We start from the raw sequence: 18,392 nt of genomic DNA, 5'->3' as shown, positions 1-18,392 counted from the left end.
CGTAACGGAGTTTAAGGACTGATCACCTTTGCGATCGCATCTCGACTAGGACAAGGTAACGGTTTACGTCCCAATGCTGATCTAGACCATACGGTGGCCTTCCCTGACTTAACTTCTCCAATCTCACAACAGGGAATACCAGACGCGATTAAGGTCCGGCAAATCGAGGTTGCATCACGTTTGGGAGCAGTCAGCAAAAGCGCTCCAGAAGCAATCGCAGCCAATGGATCAACCTCAAAAACTTGGCAAATCTGGGCTGAGAGGTCCGATATCGGCACTTTCTCAAGGTCGATCATTAATTGGCAGTTACTGGCCTGGGCTAACTCCCAAAGGGCGGCGAGTAACCCTCCTTCAGTTGGGTCATGCATCGCCGTTATTTGCCCAGCTTGGCTGGCAAGTTGGGCATCACGGAGCACACTAATACCAGGCTTATAGAGGTAACCCCTCGCCTGAGTCAGCTCATCGGGAGTTAACGCCTGACTGATTTGTTCAGAATATTCGCGAGCTAAGATTGCCGTAGCTTCAATGGGTACACTTTTAGTCAACAAAATGCGATCACCAGGCTTAGCACCACGAGGAGTAATAAGGCTATCTCGCGCCACTTCACCAATCAGTGTTCCGACAACGATGGGTCGGTCTAGGCCATAGGTGATTTCAGTATGCCCCCCAATTAAAGAGACATTGATCTCCTGACAAGCCGTGTAAATTTGCTGATGAATTCGTTCAGCCAAAGTTGCAGTGGTCCTCTGCTCGGGGAGAAGAATAGTGGCCATCAACCAGCGGGGAGTAGCCCCAGTTGTGGCGATATCATTGGCATTAATCTGGACGACATACCAACCAATTTCGTCTGTGACAAAGGTAATGGGATCAGATTTAATGACCCATAACTTTGCTCCCCCATCGACGACAGCACAATCAAGCCCAATGCCTGGCCCCAATAGGACTTGAGGATCATGAATGGGGGTTTGAGAGAGAAAGTGGGCCAATAGATGTGTAGGTAATTTACCGACTGGTAGCGGATCCTGTGCCACCTCAACCTCCTCTTCTGAAAATTTCTTCTAGTGCAGCGTCAAGCTAAAAAATTAGGGTAGGCGATCTCCAGAAGGCTTGCATAATAATACTTACCAGACATACTTACCCTAAAATCAAGTCTTAACGATGCACTAGTCACTATTATTTGCAAGAGCTTTAATATCTGTATCCTGTGACTTATTTTGAAGGATATTCTGTAACATTCTGAGCAAGGTATCTGAAGAAAAAGGTTTCTGAAGAAAGGCTCTAACACACTGTCCAAGGGATAACGCAAACGTCTCATCAACCAGGAGGCCACTGGTTACGATGACCTTAAGCTGAGGATTGATTTTTCGCAGCGCCTGAATGGTTGTTTCTCCACTGAGTGTTGGCATCTGCATATCCATTAATACAACATCAATCTCTGTATGATGTTGAGCAAACTGAGCAATGGCATCAATACCATCAGCCGCAGTCATTACCTGATAGTTGTGTTTTAACAACATACTCTGGGCCACTTCCCGAATCGGAGCTTCATCATCAACGACTAAAACGATTTCTCCCTGACCGTTAGGACAGTCTAAATGTTCTTTCTCAACTCTAGCTGTTGATTCAACAGCAGGGAGGTAGATTTTGAATTGAGAGCCTTGACCGACTTCACTGTAGACGGTGATAAATCCATGATGGCTTTGAATAATCTTGTTGACCGTCGAGAGCCCTAACCCGGTTCCTCCTTCAGGCTCCTTGGTGGTGAAGAAGGGTTCGAATATCTGTTCCTGTAGTTTAGGAGGAATGCCAATTCCAGTATCTGTAATGGTGACCAAAATGTATGGGCCAGTTTGGGCATTGAGATAGTCTGCTGCAAGGGTTTCATCTAGAGTAAGGTTCATTGCGTGGACAGACAAAAAACCGCCATCTGGCATCGCATCACGAGCATTTACGAGTAAGTTCATAAAGACTTGATGGACTTGGGTTGCATCTGCATGAATCGACCAAAGATCTTCAGAGATCTGCATGGATATTTCAATGGATTTAGGAAACGTCTTAAGGGCGAAATCTCTAAGCTCACTCAGTAAAGGTTTGATGTAGAGAATCGCGCGTTCCCCGTCTGCGCCTCTGGAAAATGAAAGCACTTGGGTAATGAGTTTTGACCCCCGTTGCGCACAGGCTTGTAAAATCTCAAACTGATGCTGAATTTGTTCACTTGCATTGGGAAGTTGCAGGGGTAAAAGCTGGGCCACACCATAGATAGGTGTCAGAATGTTATTGAGGTCGTGAGCAATCCCACTGGCAAGTGAACCAATACTCTCCAGTCGCTGAGCTCGTAAAAATTGTTTTTCAAGTTTTTTTGCTTGAGTGACATCGGTATTGACAATGAGTATGGCTTTGGAATTTCCTAAACTATCTTGGACTAACGTCCATCGGCTCATCACCGTGATTACGTCCCCTGATTTAGTCACATGTTGTTGTTCGCCTTGCCACTTTCCCTGCTTCCTCACATATTGTTCAATCTCTGCTGCTTCCTCATTTGTTATATCTAGTAATTGGTCTACATCTTGACTGAGCGATTCCTTCTGAGTCCAGCCATATAGAGCAGTTGCACCTTTGTTCCAGTATTGAATCCGACCGTCAAGTCCCCGGACCAGAATGGCATCAGTGGCGACATCCAATAGCGCTGCTAGTTCTGATATTTGATCTTGTGATTGCTGGCGTTCCGTAATATCCGTCGCCACGCCATCCAATCGCAGGACCATCCCTTCAGCATCTTTAATCACCCAGCCTCGATCCAACAACCATCGGATTGAGCCATCTGGACGGACAATACGGTATTCCAATTCTTTATTGCCCGTCTTGAGTAGCTGATCAGAAAAAGACCTGACCTTTTCCTGATCCTGTGGATGAACAACGTGCAACCAGAGTTGTGAATTATCAAAAAATTCTGAAATGGAACGTCCATACACCTCTTCTGCAGCTGGACTAAGATACAACAATTCATATGAGTCTGCACTCACAGACCAAACGACATCTTGAAGCGACTCAAGAATACTATTCAGACGCTGTTGACTTTCTTGTTGTGCAGCTTCAGCTTGTTTGCGATCCGTCACATCAAAAATGACGCCATCAATGTGAAGTGGTTGACCATTTTGGGCTGGAATGGGTTGTCCTTTCTCCCAAAAGTACCGAATCTGATCCTGTTTATCCTTGATTCGATACTCCACTTGAAACGGCTTCAAGCAAGAGACCGCTTCTTGCACGGTTGTAACCACTTGAGACCGATCTTCTGGCACAATCATCGGGTCAATGGAGCAAACTTCTCCCACTGAAAGGTTGATAGAATCATTACCCGTCAATGTTTTGCACTGATCATTCAGAAACACCGTTCGGTTATGGTCTTCAGGAAAGACTCGATAAATAATTCCCGGTAGGTTTTCTGCCAAAGTTCGATATTCTAGTTCGTTTTGTCTCAATACTTGATCGATTTGGTGCCGGTCCATCGTTTGTGCCAACAGATTGGCCACTGCTTGGAGAAAGTCAATATCGTTCTCATTAAAGAGACGATGGTAAATCGTATGAGCACCTATGACCCCGTAAGTTTGATGTTGCCCTTGAATAATGACACTCATCCCACTGACAACCTTGTGATCTCGTAACAAGGGTGGTCCGCTAAACCGCGTTTCAGTCTCCAAGTTGTCAACAATGACCGGCCTCGTACTCCGCAATGTGTATCCGGCTTGGGACTCTCGCTCAGTCCCAATGATCGTTTGACCCACCAGCCCAGGTTGCCATCCAACCCCGGCCTTCAGCAATAAAGATTCACCATCGGGGAGTAATTGAAGTACTTTGCAATATTCCACCTCCAAAGTCTGAGAGATGACTCTGACAATTTCATTCATCAAATCATCGAGATCTCGATTTGCTAAGGCTAATGCTCCCAAGTGAGCTACTGAAGTCTGTTGTCTGGCTCTCAAGGCTAAAACTTGCTCAATTTCCTTTCGAGCAGTGATATCACGAGCACTAGCATAAATCTGTTGCTGCTGGAGATAGGGAGTGGCTGACCAGAGAAACCAACGATAGGAACCATCATGGCAACGATATCGATTCTCAAAGGCAATGGTATTCGTACCCATTTCCAACTGCTCTAATTCCCTAACAGTGGCATCCCGATCCTCGGGGTGAACAAAGTTGAGGAAAGGCTGAGCCAGAAGTTCTTTAATTGAATACCCTAAAATGCGGACAAAAGAGGGATTGACCGTTTTGAAGTAGCCATCAAAGCCCGCAATACAGTGTAGGTCCAAAGAGACTGTAAGGAAGCGATTGCGATCAGTTTCTGCGGTTTGGCGCTCAAGCTCTGCTGTGGTTCGCTGGGCCAGAATCGTCAGCACCTCTTCTATAAACTCCAGATCTTCAAGGGGCTGGTGGCATAGAACAACGATTAATCCCACGACTTGCTTTGAACTAGACATGAGGGGAGTTCCCAAATATCCTTTTATACATAAGTTTCTGAGTATCTGATCATGGGGAAAAACCGCTGAAACCCCTTGGTGGTATACACATGATTGTTGATCAACAACCTCCTCACAGGGCATCCCAGCTAGGGCATATTCAAAGTTGGATTGGAGCTGCCCTTCCTTTGCCACAGCGAGGGTGCGTATCGTTGCTTGCCCCTCAGACTCAACAAGTTGTCCAATATAAACGAAATCAGCAGGAAGTGCTTGATTAAGATGCATCACAAGAGATTGAAAGAAATCCTTGCCAGTAGATGTTGCCAGACCTTTAGCCAGATGGTGCCGCATGAGATCCCGGCGCTCTAATTTCGATGTTCGATCTTGAATAAGCTGCTCCAGTTCTTGGTTACGTTGTTGAAGTAGCAGATGGTTTTGGGTCTCCAGTTGTTTGATGAGCTGCTGCTGCTGCTCCACGAATTCATAAATTTCAGAAGGGTTTACGGGGAGTAAACTACTCTGGGTGACAATGCCCCGCAATGACCCTTGTGAATCCGCTACAACTAACCGACGCACTTTCTGGTGCTGCATTTTCTGATGTACGGCCCACAGTGAGTCATTTGGGCCAACGAGGGAAAGGGGGGTACTCATTACTTCTTGAGCTTGAGTCTGGGCAAAATCCAGCTCTAACCGCTGAAACTGGACAATGTCTCTCTCTGTAATAATCCCTTTAGGACAGGGACTTTCAGTGTTATGAGTAGCAGGTGCAATGATGACGACACAGCTGACATGCCGTTGGTTCATTAACTGGGTAATCTGCAATAGTGAATCCTCAGACAACGCATAAACCACGTCTGTGATCATCACTTCATGAACTCGACGAACTTTGAGTAAATCGGAGGGTTGCAGAAAATTCCGAATTCGACGAGGAGTCAGTAGTCCCTTAATCTGCCCGTGTTGATCCAGTACAGGCAAATGGCGAATTTTTTGACGGTTCATCAGCTCTAAAGCTGTAAACACTGTCAAATGCCCTTCATCGATTATCGTTACTACGGGCTGAGACATCACTGCTTGAGCAGTGAGTTTGTCCAATGAGCGATTTTCGGCTATTAACCGAACAATGTCTCGTTCCGTGAGGATGCCGACCAAATGTGAATTCTCGACAATTAGAACACAACCCTTTTGTTCGAATCCTAGGTTTTGAGGAGTTGAAAGGTTAACCTCTCCTGTTAGTAAATGGCATTGTGAATTAGTTTGACTCGTTAGACCAATGACTTCAATTAAGGGAGTATCAGGCCCAGCAATAAGCGGTTGTACATCCAGGGCTGATTCGACAGGAAACGTCATGATTTTCTGCTTAATCATACGTATTTGCCTAACGGATATCTAGATTCATTGTAAAAGCCATCCAATTTTATTTAGCGAGGGAAGTATAAATCGCAATACATCAGCCTACTGTACCTTTGATGCCAGGATCTGAGGGGTAGAATGACTCAACCAAGGGATGGAAGAGGAGAAGCAGCTTGTCAGGCATCAGCTTTTAACATCTGATTATCCAAAACTTGAGGACTATCCTACCAAATGTAATGTGCTCAATCTGAATGGACTGGAATATATTCTCGTCACAATTTCTTCAACATTCTCACTTAATGTTTTGACATTCTTAGCCGTGTGAAATTAACAGATTCCAACTTCCCACCAGTTCAATTTTTTTAGGTGGAATGTGGAGAGAATCGTTTATTACTGTCTTCTATCAAACCAAGATTGCGATTTGTTCAGTATCTATACTCTGGCATCAAGGTTAATGGGAAATCGTTTTGCTCAAGGTATTGCCTTGCATAGATGTTGAATGAATCCACTCGTCCAGAACAGTCTGTAACAAATAGGTTTTATTGTCGTGATGCCGTCAATTTTTCATGTCTGAACCATTTAAGAAACGCTCTTTCAATGAAGAGAACAACTCCTTTCATCTCTCGGAGCTCTCTCCTGAGAACATTACTGAAATTTGTGATTCATTTTGTATTGAGGACGACCGAACAGGACTGAGTTCTGAAACGCTACAGCGTGCGATCGCAGATAATCTCTATTACATCCAAGGTAAATTCCCAGAAATTGCCACCCTATATGACTACTACATGGCCGTCGCCTATACGGTGCGCGATCGATTACTGCATCGCTGGATTAACACCGTCAAAACCTACCGTGAACAGGATGTCAAGGTGGTTTGTTATCTCTCTGCTGAATATTTACCAGGCCCTCACTTAGAAAATAACCTGGTTAATCTCGGTATCTATGATCAAGTCCAACAAGCGGTGGAATCCTCGGGATTAGATCTGAGATCCATTTTGGCGCAAGAAGAAGAACCGGGATTGGGGAATGGGGGACTCGGTCGTTTAGCCGCCTGCTATATGGACTCCCTAGCTACCCTGGAAATTCCAGCGATTGGCTATGGCATTCGGTATGAGTACGGCATTTTTGACCAGGAAATCCGGGATGGTTGGCAGGTGGAAATTACGGATAAATGGTTACGTCTGGGGAACCCCTGGGAAATTCCTCGTCCAGAGAATGCAGTGGAGGTCAAGTTTGGGGGCTATACAGAACCCTACACCGATGATCAAGGCAGCTACCGAGTGCGTTGGATTCCTCACCAAGTGGTAAATGGAGTTCCCTATGACACCCCCATTTCCGGTTATCGCGTGAACACCACGAGTACGCTGCGGCTATGGAAGGCAGAAGCCCCAGAGTCCTTCGATTTTCAAGCCTTTAATGACGGGGACTATTACGGAGCCGTCGATGCCAAAATTATTTCTGAAAATCTTACCAAAGTCCTCTATCCCAATGATGAACCTATCCAAGGGAAGCAACTGCGTCTTGAACAACAATACTTTTTCGTTTCCTGCTCTCTCCAAAATTTACTAAAAATTCATCTGTTGCGGGACGACCCAATCGAGACGTTTCATGAGAAATTTGTGATTCAACTCAACGATACGCATCCAGCTATTGGGGTTGCAGAACTCATGCGGTTGTTGGTGGATGAGTATCTGCTCGATTGGCAGAAGGCTTGGGACATCACCCATCAATCCTTCGCTTACACCAATCACACCCTCCTTCCCGAAGCTTTGGAGACCTGGCCTTTGAATCTATTAGGTCATCTCCTGCCTCGGCATTTGGAAATTATTTACGAAATTAATCAGCGGTTTCTCGATCAGGTGCGGCTTAAATACCTAGGCAACTCAGATAAACTCGCCCGCTTATCCCTCATTGAAGAAAGCGGGAACAAACGAATTCGCATGGCTCACCTGGCCTGTGTCGGGAGTCACGCCATCAATGGGGTGGCAGCTTTGCATACAGAACTCCTGAAAAAAGGGGTCATGAAAGATTTCTATGACCTGTGGCCCCATAAGTTCAGAAATATTACCAATGGAGTAACTCCGCGTCGGTGGATGGTCTTAATTAACCCGAAGCTAACTCAGTTGATTACCCGAGAGATTGGTGCATCTTGGATGAAAAAACTGGACGATCTCCAACAGTTAGAATCTTTAGCTGACGATCCAGCGTTCCGCCAAGACTGGCGACAGGTAAAACGAGCCGTCAAACAGGATCTAGCAGACTATATTCAGGCTCACCAAGGACTGACCCTGAATCCCGAATCTATCTTTGATATCCAGGCCAAGCGCATTCATGAATACAAGCGCCAACATCTCAATGTGCTCCATATCATTACCCTCTATAACCGCATCAAGCACAACCCCCAACTCGCGTTTCCACCCCGCACTTTTATCTTTGGGGGCAAGGCTGCTCCCGGCTATCAGATGGCCAAGCTAATCATTAAGCTGATCACGTCGGTGGGAGAAGTGGTGAATCATGATCCTGACATCTGCGATCGCATCAAAGTGGTCTTTCTACCTGACTTCAATGTCACAAACAGTCAGCGGATTTATCCCGCTGCTGACTTGTCAGAGCAGATTTCCACTGCAGGGAAAGAAGCCTCCGGCACGGGCAATATGAAGTTCTCGATGAATGGCGCTTTAACCATTGGCACCCTCGATGGGGCCAATATTGAAATTCGAGCGGCAGTGGGAGCCGACAATTTTTTCCTATTTGGGTTGACCACTGAAGATATTGTCAACTTTAAGTCACAAGGATACTGCCCTCGGACTTACTACAATACCAATTCAACCCTGAAAGAAGCGATCGACCTCGTAGCCTCTGGATATTTTTCCCATGGGAATCGGGCGCTATTTCAACCCCTAGTGGATCAACTTCTGCAAGCAGATTCCTATTGCTTACTCGCAGACTATCAGTCTTATATTGATTGCCAAGATCAGGTGGGACAGGCATTTCAAGATCAAGATACCTGGACCAGAACGACCATTCGTAATGTCGCTCGGATTGGGCGGTTCTCTTCAGATCGGGCCATTCGGGAATATTGCCAAGAGATTTGGCGGGTTGATCCGGTCTCCATTCATTTGGAGGACTATCAGCAGGCTAAAGCCCAGTTGGGAGGACAACACTGTCTGGATGCAGATGCATGTCCTTTTTGAACCCTCATCTATGCAGCTATGAAATCTTGCAGATTGCCAAATTTTAGAAGCTTTGATTTTGCTGATTTTTCTAGATGTCTTACCCATTCCCGACTGATCCCCATTTGCTGACTCACCTGGTAGAGTGAACGTTCTCGCCCATCTTCTAGGCCATAACGGAGGATAAGAACTGTTCGCTCGTTGTCATTGAGCTGAGCTAGTGCCGACCATAAAGCATTTCGAAAAAAATCCTGTTCCACCACTTCACTCGGGCTGAGCATTTGCAGATCTTCTATTAAGTCTCCTAACTCCGTGTCTCGATCCTTTCCCATGCGGATATTCAGGGATTCAGGATTGGATACCCGGGCGGCTTGTAAGGTCTTCTGCAGTTGCTCCAATGTGATGCCTAATTCTGAAACCATTTCCTGGTGAGTTGGTGTGTGCCCAAGGGTTTGGGATAGCTCTCGACGCACTCGTTTGATTCGGTTGAGCTTTTCCGTCATATACACGGGTAAACGAATGGTATGGGACTGCATTGCGATCGCACGAGTAATAGATTGGCGAATCCACCAGTAAGCATAGGTGCTAAATCGATATCCCTTAACAGGATCAAATTTCTCTACCGCTCGCTCTAGCCCCAAACTCCCTTCTTGAATTAGATCAATTAAATCCATTCCCCGTTTTTGATATTTCTTAGCGATCGTGACCACTAACCGCAGATTGGCACAAATCATCCTGTGTTTTGCCCGCTGCCCCAGTTGCTGTATCTGGTCTAATTCAGCCTGGGAAATCCCATGCGGTGGATGTAGGGATGATTGAATTTGTTGGCCTAATGTCACTTCTTCTGCATGGGTCAACAGCGAGTATTCACCCATACGGGTCAAATAGGCCCCAAGAGCGTCTTTATTCGATCTGATGGTTGTAAACATATCGATCACCTGTTCGCGTTACTGACTTAAGCTGATTTGAAAGTGTCGGATTACACGATCGAGTGTCAGCCCATGACTAATATCGATCTAGGAAGTCTGATTCAGACTCGGTTCGACCGAGCATTATGGCAAAGCTCAACAATAAGAACAACGCCATCAATAACCAGCTCAATACCGTGACCCATTCCGGATAGTCAGGGTGAAAAAACAGTCTTAAATCGGAGGGGATTTGCATTTATCGCACTCCTATTCTTCTAATAAAATCCGATAAACTGGCAAAAAAGATTGTCCCATGGCGAGATTCTCCATTTATCCTCATTTCTACAGTAGAAAATAGTCTTGGTAATCTTGTGAGGTCGATAATCCAATCTCTGACTTACCTTCAGGCCACTACAGAGGTTCCATAAAGGAGAAACAGTGATAAGCTACACCTTCAGCCCTTCCATCACCAAGGAATCGGTGCGAATATCTGGCCAAGGTCTATCTGCCATGCCATATCTAAACCATGGCAAGTACTTCAGCCAAGATTCCAGGCTGAACAAAGACCGGATCAAACTTCAGCCTGGAAGAGTGATTGATTGTCTGGATCCGTCTCAAGATGGGTAATGCGTCCCCGCCAATAGGTAAAGGGGCCGTCTTCCAATTGCCAGCTCACTTGACCAAAGGTCGGAATATCGTACCCACTCAATGTCCTATAATCGGATACCGTACAACTCCAGGGGGTTTCAACGGCTTGTCCTGCAACCATTCGGGGTCGATTCGGTGCAGTGATATCGACGAGGTCACCGTTAGGATCGAAATTGTAATGGACTCCTACGTCCGGTTCACCTTTAACTTCTACCGTGAACTCATTCAGTTCGTGCCAATGTAACGCTGAATTATTCAGAAACGCGGCTGGGAAAAAGATCAGTTCCGCCAGGCACCGCATTAGCTCCCCTTTATCTGTACTCGATCCTGCCGCCCTTAAAAGGGGAACCGAACCCAACAGCCTTCCTTCCAGCCTGCCTTTGCCTTGGACATAACTGTCCACTACTTCGATATGAATAAAGGGCGCAAGCCGAAAGGTGGCTCGCCACACAAACCCTGGTTGTCGAATCGAGAAGTCTTGAGTGGCCGAAAAAGGTAGCCACTGCCCCTGCTCAGACAAACGCATTTCACCTGTTTGGTGAATCTGAATAGTGGTGGGACAATACTGAGATGGCCCTTTGTCTGTGTCTGGGCGATGGGATCTCATTGCCAATGCACAAATCAACCTAGGGGGTTGAACGACCTGTTCATCACCGGTAAGCATTCTCAAGGTTAGGACTTGTTGATCAATTGAGCGGTGAAACTGCCAAGCGGACCCAAAATGCAGAACGATCAAAAGGGCTAGAGCCAATAAAATTGCGAGCCTAAGGGACAAAACAACCTCCCTAACAGTCAAAAAAATATACTTGTCAAGAGACGACTGCTCTCGACCATAGGAATACCGGCTTTAACCTAGAGCAGATGGGTGTTCTACGGGTAAGGATTTGCTCTCTGGCTTGGATGAGTTCGCCTGGAATGTTTCATTACACAGTAAGACTAACTGACCTCTCACTGCCGCATGATCCAGTAAGTCATGGGCCGCCGCTGCGTCTGTTAAGAGTAGGCGATCGGCAATGATAGGCTGGATAGAGCCATCCACCAGTAGATCTAGAAGGCTCATTAAGTCATCTCGGAACCAATTTGGCTGACGCCGCTTTAAATCAGCAATGTTGTAAAAAACTGCCCTACGACGATCCGGCCAGATGTTTAACAGAGTCAGAAGGCCCATACTCCCTCCTACTATCAACAGCCTTCCCCATTGTGCTGATAGAGCTGAGGAAAACCCATAGCTAATGAGTTGTCCCCCAGGCGCTAAAGTTTGGTATGACCCCAGTAAATGACGCCCCCCAATGGCATCAAAGACCACATCCATTCCATTGGGCGTGAGACGACGAATCTGCTGTTGGAAGTCTTGCTGCTGATAATCAATCGGAGTGGCACCCAAATTGGCAATGAGATCATGTTTCGATGCGGAGTCCGTACCATACATCTTTAAGCCCGCGAGGTGACCTAACTCCAGGAGCGCAGTTCCAACACCGCCCGCAGCACCGTGAATCAAGATGAGATCGCCGGGTTGAACCTTAGCGATTCGGTGCAGTAGCTGATAGGCTGTCACGTACTGCAAAACTAGACCGACAGCCTCTGCAACATCCACCTCCGCTGGTACCGAAACACATTCGTGTTCGGGTAGACAAATGTACTCACTATATCCACCCACTACAGTCAGGGCTGCAATCCGTTGACCGATGTCCAGCCCAGCGACCCCTGGGCCAAGCTGATCAACAATCCCCACCACTTCATAGCCTGGGGTAAAGGGTACTTTGGGTAAACCCGGATAGAGTCCTTCGCGGATCAGAACGTCTGTAAAGGCCACACCAGTTGCTAGTACCCGCACTCCCACTTCTCCTGCGCGAGGTTCAGGCCGTTCATCCATGACCATCTCAAAAACATCCGATCCACCTTGGCGGGAAATTGTCACATGTTGATACTGCATGCTAACTCCTATGATGAATGCTAAATGCTTTACGGTTTAAGGCGTCTAGCACTCAATCTAGAGTGGGATATTGTGAAAATTGTGAAGGTCACAAGCACCAAATAGCAACAATCTCATTCCCTCACATTGTCTTCAACTTCTCACTTTAATCTCATAGCTAGAGACGATTTCAATGGGCTCTCAAGATCAGTCCTAACTCCTCTTTCTGAGCGCATAGCACTTGAAGTCAAGCATTTTATCGCCATTCAGTTATGGGAATTCAGGATGTCTTGATTGATGAGGGATCTTCTCACAGGCTTTCAACATGGAAAGCGATCGGAGATCTTAAAAATTCAATTGAATGGGCACACCATCGCTGAAACATTACAGTTGCTATTTCCTGAAGGATTATAGATACACCCATGTTCAATATTATCCGTTACAGTCAAGTGGTCGGATTATCTGCGGTTGGGAACACCACAAATTCTCACTTGGGAAATGTGGAAGAGATCTGGCTGGACGAGTCTGGATATGTCACATATCTATCCAGTCGCCAGCGGTATTGGTCTCTTAATCAAGTTGCTAGCGTGGGTAGAGGAACTATATCGGTTGATCGTCCTCTCCTGGTAGCAGCCCCACCCCACCTCCATCATGGATATCAACTCCCAGTCCGAACTAAGATCGGAGAAACGTTGGGATGGGTAGAAGATTTTCTGTTCGACTGGCATACAGGGGAAATAGTCGCGTATATCTTGGCAGGAGAGATTGCAATTTACCTTGGAGAGCGAGCAATCCTCCTCCCGGGGGATATAGAGAAATACACACCTGAAGCCCTCATTATTCCAGAAGGAGCAAGAAACTTACTCAAACCTGAGTTAGAAGGGTCAAAGGACTTTATCTGTGAAAAATCTGACCAGGTGAAATTTCTCATTCATGAAATAACAGATCGCCTACAGCGTTTGTTCTCTCTAAATGACGGGCCAGACAAGCTTCAGATCAAGATTCAGCAAGTTAGCGAAGACCTTGCTTCCACAAATGAGTATGATCAGCGCCATTTGGCCGAAGCAACAGAGTTTCTTCACGACCAATGGGCTAGTTTGCAGCATGGGTTTAATCGTAACCTCAATCTAGCCCAAACTGCTCTAGAAAAAGCTTGGAAAGAAATTTTGAGTCAGAAAAAACTTTAAAGGTTTATCACAATCTGAATACCTATCCATTATAGATATGCTGCTCGCTAACCCTGATGAACTGTCCCCGTTAACTTATTGGAGGATCGGTTATGACCACTCTTACCCTCAACGTTTCTACGGTTCGTCCCTTAGGAGACCGTGTTTTTCTCAAAGTGAATCAGGCGGCGGAGAAAACGCCCGGTGGCATCTTAATGCCCGATACAGCTCAAGAGAAACCTCAAGTGGGAGAGGTGGTTAGTGTTGGGCCTGGTCTGAGGTCTGGGAATGGCTCCTATGCCCCCATCGACATTCAGGTCGGCGATCAGGTGCTATATGCCAAATACAGCGGAACGGATATCAATCTGGGCAATGAAGACTATGTGTTGACCAAGGCCCAAGATATTCTCGCGATTGTCACATAGGGAATCAACGTGTTGGAGATAAGGAATAATGGCTAAGTCAATTCAATACGATTCAGCGGCTCGCCATGCCTTAGAGCAAGGGATCGATCTGCTGACTGAAGCAGTGTCAGTGACCTTAGGACCTAGGGGTCGCAATGTCGTCCTTGAGCAGAAATTTGGTCCCCCGCAAATTGTGAATGATGGCATCACCATTGCCAAGGAAATTGAGCTAGACAACCCTTTAGCCAATACAGGCGTGGCCTTGTTGCGCCAAGTTGCAGCCAAAACCAATGATGCGGCAGGGGATGGCACCACTACTGCAGTTGTTTTAAGCCATGCAATGGTAAAAGAAGGGTTGCGCAATGTCGCAGCTGGAGCCAATCCAATGGCAATCCGACGGGGCATCGACCAGGCCACCCAATTTTTGTTGGATCAGATTGCTGAACATGCACTACCTGTGAAAGATTCCAATGCGATCTCACAGGTTGGGACCATTGCTGCGGGCAATGATGAAACTGTGGGGCAAATGATTGCAGCCGCCATGGCAAAAGTGGGCCAGCAAGGGGTGATTTCTTTGGAAGAAGGCCAATCAATTCAGACCGAAGTCGAAGTCACGGAAGGGATGCGGTTTGACAAGGGGTATATTTCACCTTACTTCGTAACGGATGCCGAGCGAATGGTGACGACACTGGATGATGCCTACCTATTACTAACGGATAAAAAGATCACCTTAGTGAATGCCTTACTGCCCATTCTGGAAAAAGTTACACAAACGGGTAAACCTCTTGTGACAATTGCTGAAGATATTGAAAAAGAAGCCTTAGCAACCCTTGTCCTTAATCAATTACGAGGTACTCTCAGGGTGGCTGCGGTCAAGGCACCTGGATTTGGCGATCGCCGCAAGGATCTGTTAGCTGACATTGCGGTACTCACTGGAGGACAAGTTATCAGTGAAGATACTGGGCTGACCTTAGAAAACGCCACCCTAGAAATGATGGGCCGTGCTCGCCAAGTGGTCATCACTAAGGACCATACCACCCTCATTTCGGAAAGCAATGAAGCTGCTGTCAAAGCGCGTTGTAAGCAAATTCATCGCCTGATAGATGAGACAGACTCATCCTTTGAAAAGGAAAAACTGCATGAGCGTCTAGCTCAGCTTTCTGGTGGGGTAGCGCTAATCAAGGTTGGGGCCGCCACTGAAACAGAAATGAAGGACCGTAAGTTAAAACTAGAAGATGCGATTAATGCCACTCAAGCCGCTGTTGAAGAAGGCATTGTTCCGGGTGGTGGTACTACGCTCGTGCATCTTGCCCCTCAACTTGAGGACTGGTCTGCTGAACATTTGGTTGGTGATGAACTGATCGGAGCCATGATTCTAGTCCGTTCCCTCTCTGCTCCATTGAGACAGATTGTTGAGAACGCGGGTCTGAATGGTGGGGTGGTTGTAGAGCAGGTTAAGACTTTACCGTTCAACACGGGCTATGATGCCTTGAACAACCAGTATGTGGATATGTTTACTGCCGGGATTGTCGATCCAGCTAAGGTGACTAGTGCTGGGTTGCGAAATGCCGCTTCCATTGCGGGTATGGTTCTGACCACGGAGTGCATTATTGCGGAGCAATCTCAGGCCACAACAAAGGATTTAGCGAATGCTGGTTGAGAAAGGAAAGAGTTCGGTGACTGATTTTTTTATCTGATGTTACGACATTAGGATTCCCTTCAATGTCCGATTTGGCCAGTATTCGTTGGCTGATCTTCATGGTTTTCACATAATTATTCCTTAATCTTTGGAATATCGGTAATCATCCATAGAGATGGAACGGAAGGAAAAAGTGCCCACATAGATGGAGTGAGTCATCATGTCATCCGCATCAACTGGCGTACTAGATAGGTGTCCTGATATTACAGAACTGCCTGAGAAAGTGATGTGTCGTTATGTCAATGAGATGCAGCGAACCCAAATTATCCGAATTGTCAATATTCCCCACGTCTTCCTCGAGCGGACTGTATTACCAGGTGATCACTTAGTTTTTGAAACCTATCCCGACGCTGAGTTGGAGGTTCATACCTATGAAATGGCCAGTGCTACTTTGACGGCGAAGATTATATGCGATCGCTTGGCCATTCCAAAAGTGTCAAAGATAACTAGGTCGCGTGCCTTATACAAAGAGTTGAATGGGGGATAAAAGGTCCCATAAGCCCCCTAAGCGCAAATGATTCTTGTTCTCACTCTGATAGTCTTTGCCTTTTATAAACTAGGTATGCTTTGGATTTATTCCCAAAAACAAGCTCCCTTTTGGTGGATTGAAATTGTGGCGCTAGAACAACAAAGCACCCTCTACTATGGCCCTTTCAAAACTTCGACAGAAGCTGCAAGTTATCAATCTAGCGTTATTAAAGATATGAAGGCAGAGACTCAAAAAATTACTGTCACAATCCGCATATATCAACCAGAAATCTTAGCCATCACCAGTATTGAAGACCCGAATAGAGAACCCCCTTCTCTACCTGAACGATAGACCTATAAACGACCACTGATACTTCAATGAGAAGTATGGACACTCAAAATCTAAAATTCATCCCTCAGAGCAATGTTTTTAAGCTGCTATGGGTCTTATTCTTATCTTTTCTAATTGGATTGGAGCGAGAAGGACATCATTCTCAAACAGGTCGCTATGCTTTTGGTGGGGTTCGTACCTACCCAATGATTGGATTAGTAGGGTATTGCATCGCCTTTTTGTCGAACGGTCAAAGTATCGCATTGGGAATGGGTTTTCTAGCCATTGCTGGTCTGATGGCTCTTTCGTATTGGCATAAGTTGCAAACAGTAGAAAATGCAGGGGTAACTTCAGAAATTGCTTGCTTGGCAACCTATTTGGTGGGTGCACTCGTCTACTTTGGTCACTACTGGGAAGCCGCAACCTTAGCAATTACCAGTTTATTTTTATTGGAATTAAAGTCTGTTTTAGAAAAGTTGGCTACCCAATTTTCTTCAGAAGATATTCTTACATTAACCAAGTTTTTACTACTGACATTTGTGATCTTGCCAGTTCTGCCTAATCAAGCCTATGGTGAGTTTCAACTCAATCCCTTTAAGACTTGGTTAGTCGTCATTGCTGTAAGCGGCATCTCCTATGCCAGCTATCTGTTGCAGCGTGCATTTCAGGGGAGAGGGACTCTGATTATTATTGCGTTGATCGGTGGAGCTTATTCTTCAACCGTTACAACCGTGGCCCTTGCAAAACAATCCACCTCAGATCCTCTGCCAAGAAGGTATGCAGGAGCAATTCTCATCGCCTCAGGGATGATGTATTGCCGCTTGATCGTTTTAACGGGTATCTTCAATAAGTCTCTTGCAGCACTCCTATGGGGACCTATGAGTATCGTGGCAAGCATCGCTATTTTAGGGGGTGGAATATGGTTAATATTTGCAGGTCGCTCAACTAAGGTTTACTCAGTCCGAGGAACAACTCAAAATCCACTTGAGCTGAGATTTGCGTTACTCTTTGCAGGGATATTTGTGATGTTGTTAGTTTTGACACACTACGCAATTGAGGTTTTGGGTCAAGCGGGCATCTACACTCTAGCTGGTATTTTGGGGTTCGCGGATGTAGATCCTTTCGTTATGGGTATCACCCAATCTGCTGGTCAGTCTACTGCGCTAAACGTTAATGCGATCGCTATTTTAATAGCTGCCGCTAGTAATAGTATCGCGAAAGGTGTATACACATTGGGTATTGGTGATTGGAAAGTAGGGAAATCAAGCCTCATTTTACAAAGTATTCTAGCTTTGATCAGCTTACTTCCTATTTTATATTTGAGGTAGAAAATGCGAGGTTACTAAAACTATTAGCGCCACTATTTTGAATGAAAGTCTTGACAGTTTAGTGCATCACTTGTTAGGACTCTTCTTGGGTGAACAGCACAGCTAAGGTATACATTTCGATTGTAAAACTTACACTTTAGGCAATGATTACAATTATCTTTTCGCAAATATGCTATGGATCTGCGAAATAGCTTAATAAAGTTTGGGGAATAGCAAATCAAGATCACAACTAAAATCGCTACTATTATTCCTAAATTAATAGAAGAACTTACATGATTATCAGATACTTCTCTAGGATTAGGAATATCAAGCTGGTTAACTAAAATAATTTCCCTAGGTATTTCTTCTTGTTCAGCCAGTATTTTAATCAAATCTTTTGTGTATACCATGATTACATCCTGTCATTAACTTAAAAAAAATTCTTTTTTCAGTAACTAGTACTTCCCTGGAAAAGTTAACGATAACTTTCTTGCATTCGCGATATGAACCAGACAGTTATGACAAGCATCGCTTTCTGCCTGTTATAAGTTACACATTGACAATAAAAATAT

General features: G+C 45.7%; 13 protein-coding genes. 7 read left to right on the top strand and 6 right to left on the bottom strand.

Going from position 1 to position 18,392, the window contains the following annotated elements; genetic code table 11:
• Positions 1–11 precede the first annotated feature (11 nt).
• Both I1H34_RS30605 and I1H34_RS30600 read right to left on the bottom strand, forming a co-directional pair.
• Positions 12–1,031 (bottom strand): AIR synthase family protein, encoded by a 1,020-nt coding sequence (locus I1H34_RS30605; RefSeq protein ID WP_212667062.1) that lies wholly within the window; start codon positions 1,029–1,031, stop codon positions 12–14.
• A 132-nt stretch (positions 1,032–1,163) separates the two neighbouring features.
• Positions 1,164–5,801 carry a PAS domain S-box protein gene (locus I1H34_RS30600; RefSeq protein WP_249370326.1) on the bottom strand — a complete coding sequence of 1,546 codons (4,638 nt, stop codon included), beginning with the start codon at positions 5,799–5,801 and terminating at the stop codon, positions 1,164–1,166.
• Positions 5,802–6,370: 569 nt separating this feature from the next.
• Here I1H34_RS30600 and I1H34_RS30595 point away from each other — a divergent pair.
• The gene (locus I1H34_RS30595) at positions 6,371–8,998 is read left to right on the top strand and encodes a glycogen/starch/alpha-glucan phosphorylase (RefSeq protein WP_212667060.1); all 2,628 of its coding nucleotides are present in this window, start codon (positions 6,371–6,373) and stop codon (positions 8,996–8,998) included.
• 8 nt (positions 8,999–9,006) lie between these two features.
• Here I1H34_RS30595 and I1H34_RS30590 read toward each other — a convergent pair whose 3' ends face one another.
• The 4 genes from I1H34_RS30590 to I1H34_RS30575 form a co-directional block, all read right to left on the bottom strand.
• Positions 9,007–9,906, bottom strand: coding sequence for a sigma-70 family RNA polymerase sigma factor (locus I1H34_RS30590; RefSeq protein WP_212667059.1), 900 nt, complete (start codon positions 9,904–9,906; stop codon positions 9,007–9,009).
• A gap of 76 nt (positions 9,907–9,982) precedes the next feature.
• Complete coding sequence (locus I1H34_RS30585) at positions 9,983–10,141, bottom strand: hypothetical protein (protein WP_212667058.1); 159 nt, start codon at positions 10,139–10,141, stop codon at positions 9,983–9,985.
• A 315-nt stretch (positions 10,142–10,456) separates the two neighbouring features.
• Positions 10,457–11,308, bottom strand: coding sequence for a DUF6544 family protein (locus tag I1H34_RS30580; protein ID WP_235111840.1), 852 nt, complete (start codon positions 11,306–11,308; stop codon positions 10,457–10,459).
• 72 nt (positions 11,309–11,380) lie between these two features.
• Entirely contained in the window at positions 11,381–12,466 is a 1,086-nt protein-coding gene (locus I1H34_RS30575) for a medium chain dehydrogenase/reductase family protein (protein ID WP_212667056.1), read from the bottom strand.
• Between the two features lie 401 nt (positions 12,467–12,867).
• Here I1H34_RS30575 and I1H34_RS30570 point away from each other — a divergent pair, with 401 nt between their 5' ends.
• From I1H34_RS30570 to I1H34_RS30545, 6 genes are all read left to right on the top strand, one after another.
• Positions 12,868–13,632 (top strand): PRC-barrel domain-containing protein, encoded by a 765-nt coding sequence (locus I1H34_RS30570; RefSeq protein ID WP_212667055.1) that lies wholly within the window; start codon positions 12,868–12,870, stop codon positions 13,630–13,632.
• Positions 13,633–13,724: 92 nt separating this feature from the next.
• The gene (gene groES, locus I1H34_RS30565; protein ID WP_212667054.1) at positions 13,725–14,036 is read left to right on the top strand and encodes a co-chaperone GroES; all 312 of its coding nucleotides are present in this window, start codon (positions 13,725–13,727) and stop codon (positions 14,034–14,036) included.
• A gap of 28 nt (positions 14,037–14,064) precedes the next feature.
• Positions 14,065–15,675, top strand: a complete 1,611-nt coding sequence (gene groL, locus I1H34_RS30560) for a chaperonin GroEL (RefSeq protein ID WP_212667053.1) — start codon at positions 14,065–14,067, stop codon at positions 15,673–15,675.
• 199 nt (positions 15,676–15,874) lie between these two features.
• Entirely contained in the window at positions 15,875–16,201 is a 327-nt protein-coding gene (locus I1H34_RS30555) for a DUF1830 domain-containing protein (protein ID WP_235111842.1), read from the top strand.
• A gap of 75 nt (positions 16,202–16,276) precedes the next feature.
• Positions 16,277–16,534, top strand: a complete 258-nt coding sequence (locus I1H34_RS30550) for a DUF1816 domain-containing protein (RefSeq protein WP_212667052.1) — start codon at positions 16,277–16,279, stop codon at positions 16,532–16,534.
• 35 nt (positions 16,535–16,569) lie between these two features.
• Complete coding sequence (locus I1H34_RS30545) at positions 16,570–17,841, top strand: MgtC/SapB family protein (protein WP_212667051.1); 1,272 nt, start codon at positions 16,570–16,572, stop codon at positions 17,839–17,841.
• Positions 17,842–18,392 lie beyond the last annotated feature (551 nt).

It is taken from the genome of Acaryochloris marina S15 (assembly GCF_018336915.1).
GTDB classification, from domain to species: Bacteria; Cyanobacteriota; Cyanobacteriia; order Thermosynechococcales; family Thermosynechococcaceae; genus Acaryochloris; species Acaryochloris marina_A.
Note: the sequence above shows the minus strand (reverse complement) of the source record. Positions and strands in the feature narration are given on the sequence as shown.

Coding starts and splice junctions, on each gene's coding strand:
- I1H34_RS30600 (WP_249370326.1), bottom strand. CDS start 5,801: ATGACGTTTCCTGTCGAATCAGCCCTGGATGTACAACCGCTTATTGCT.
- I1H34_RS30595 (WP_212667060.1), top strand. CDS start 6,371: ATGTCTGAACCATTTAAGAAACGCTCTTTCAATGAAGAGAACAACTCC.
- I1H34_RS30590 (WP_212667059.1), bottom strand. CDS start 9,906: ATGTTTACAACCATCAGATCGAATAAAGACGCTCTTGGGGCCTATTTG.
- I1H34_RS30585 (WP_212667058.1), bottom strand. CDS start 10,141: ATGCAAATCCCCTCCGATTTAAGACTGTTTTTTCACCCTGACTATCCG.
- I1H34_RS30575 (WP_212667056.1), bottom strand. CDS start 12,466: ATGCAGTATCAACATGTGACAATTTCCCGCCAAGGTGGATCGGATGTT.
- I1H34_RS30570 (WP_212667055.1), top strand. CDS start 12,868: ATGTTCAATATTATCCGTTACAGTCAAGTGGTCGGATTATCTGCGGTT.
- groES (WP_212667054.1), top strand. CDS start 13,725: ATGACCACTCTTACCCTCAACGTTTCTACGGTTCGTCCCTTAGGAGAC.
- groL (WP_212667053.1), top strand. CDS start 14,065: ATGGCTAAGTCAATTCAATACGATTCAGCGGCTCGCCATGCCTTAGAG.
- I1H34_RS30555 (WP_235111842.1), top strand. CDS start 15,875: ATGTCATCCGCATCAACTGGCGTACTAGATAGGTGTCCTGATATTACA.
- I1H34_RS30550 (WP_212667052.1), top strand. CDS start 16,277: ATGCTTTGGATTTATTCCCAAAAACAAGCTCCCTTTTGGTGGATTGAA.
- I1H34_RS30545 (WP_212667051.1), top strand. CDS start 16,570: ATGGACACTCAAAATCTAAAATTCATCCCTCAGAGCAATGTTTTTAAG.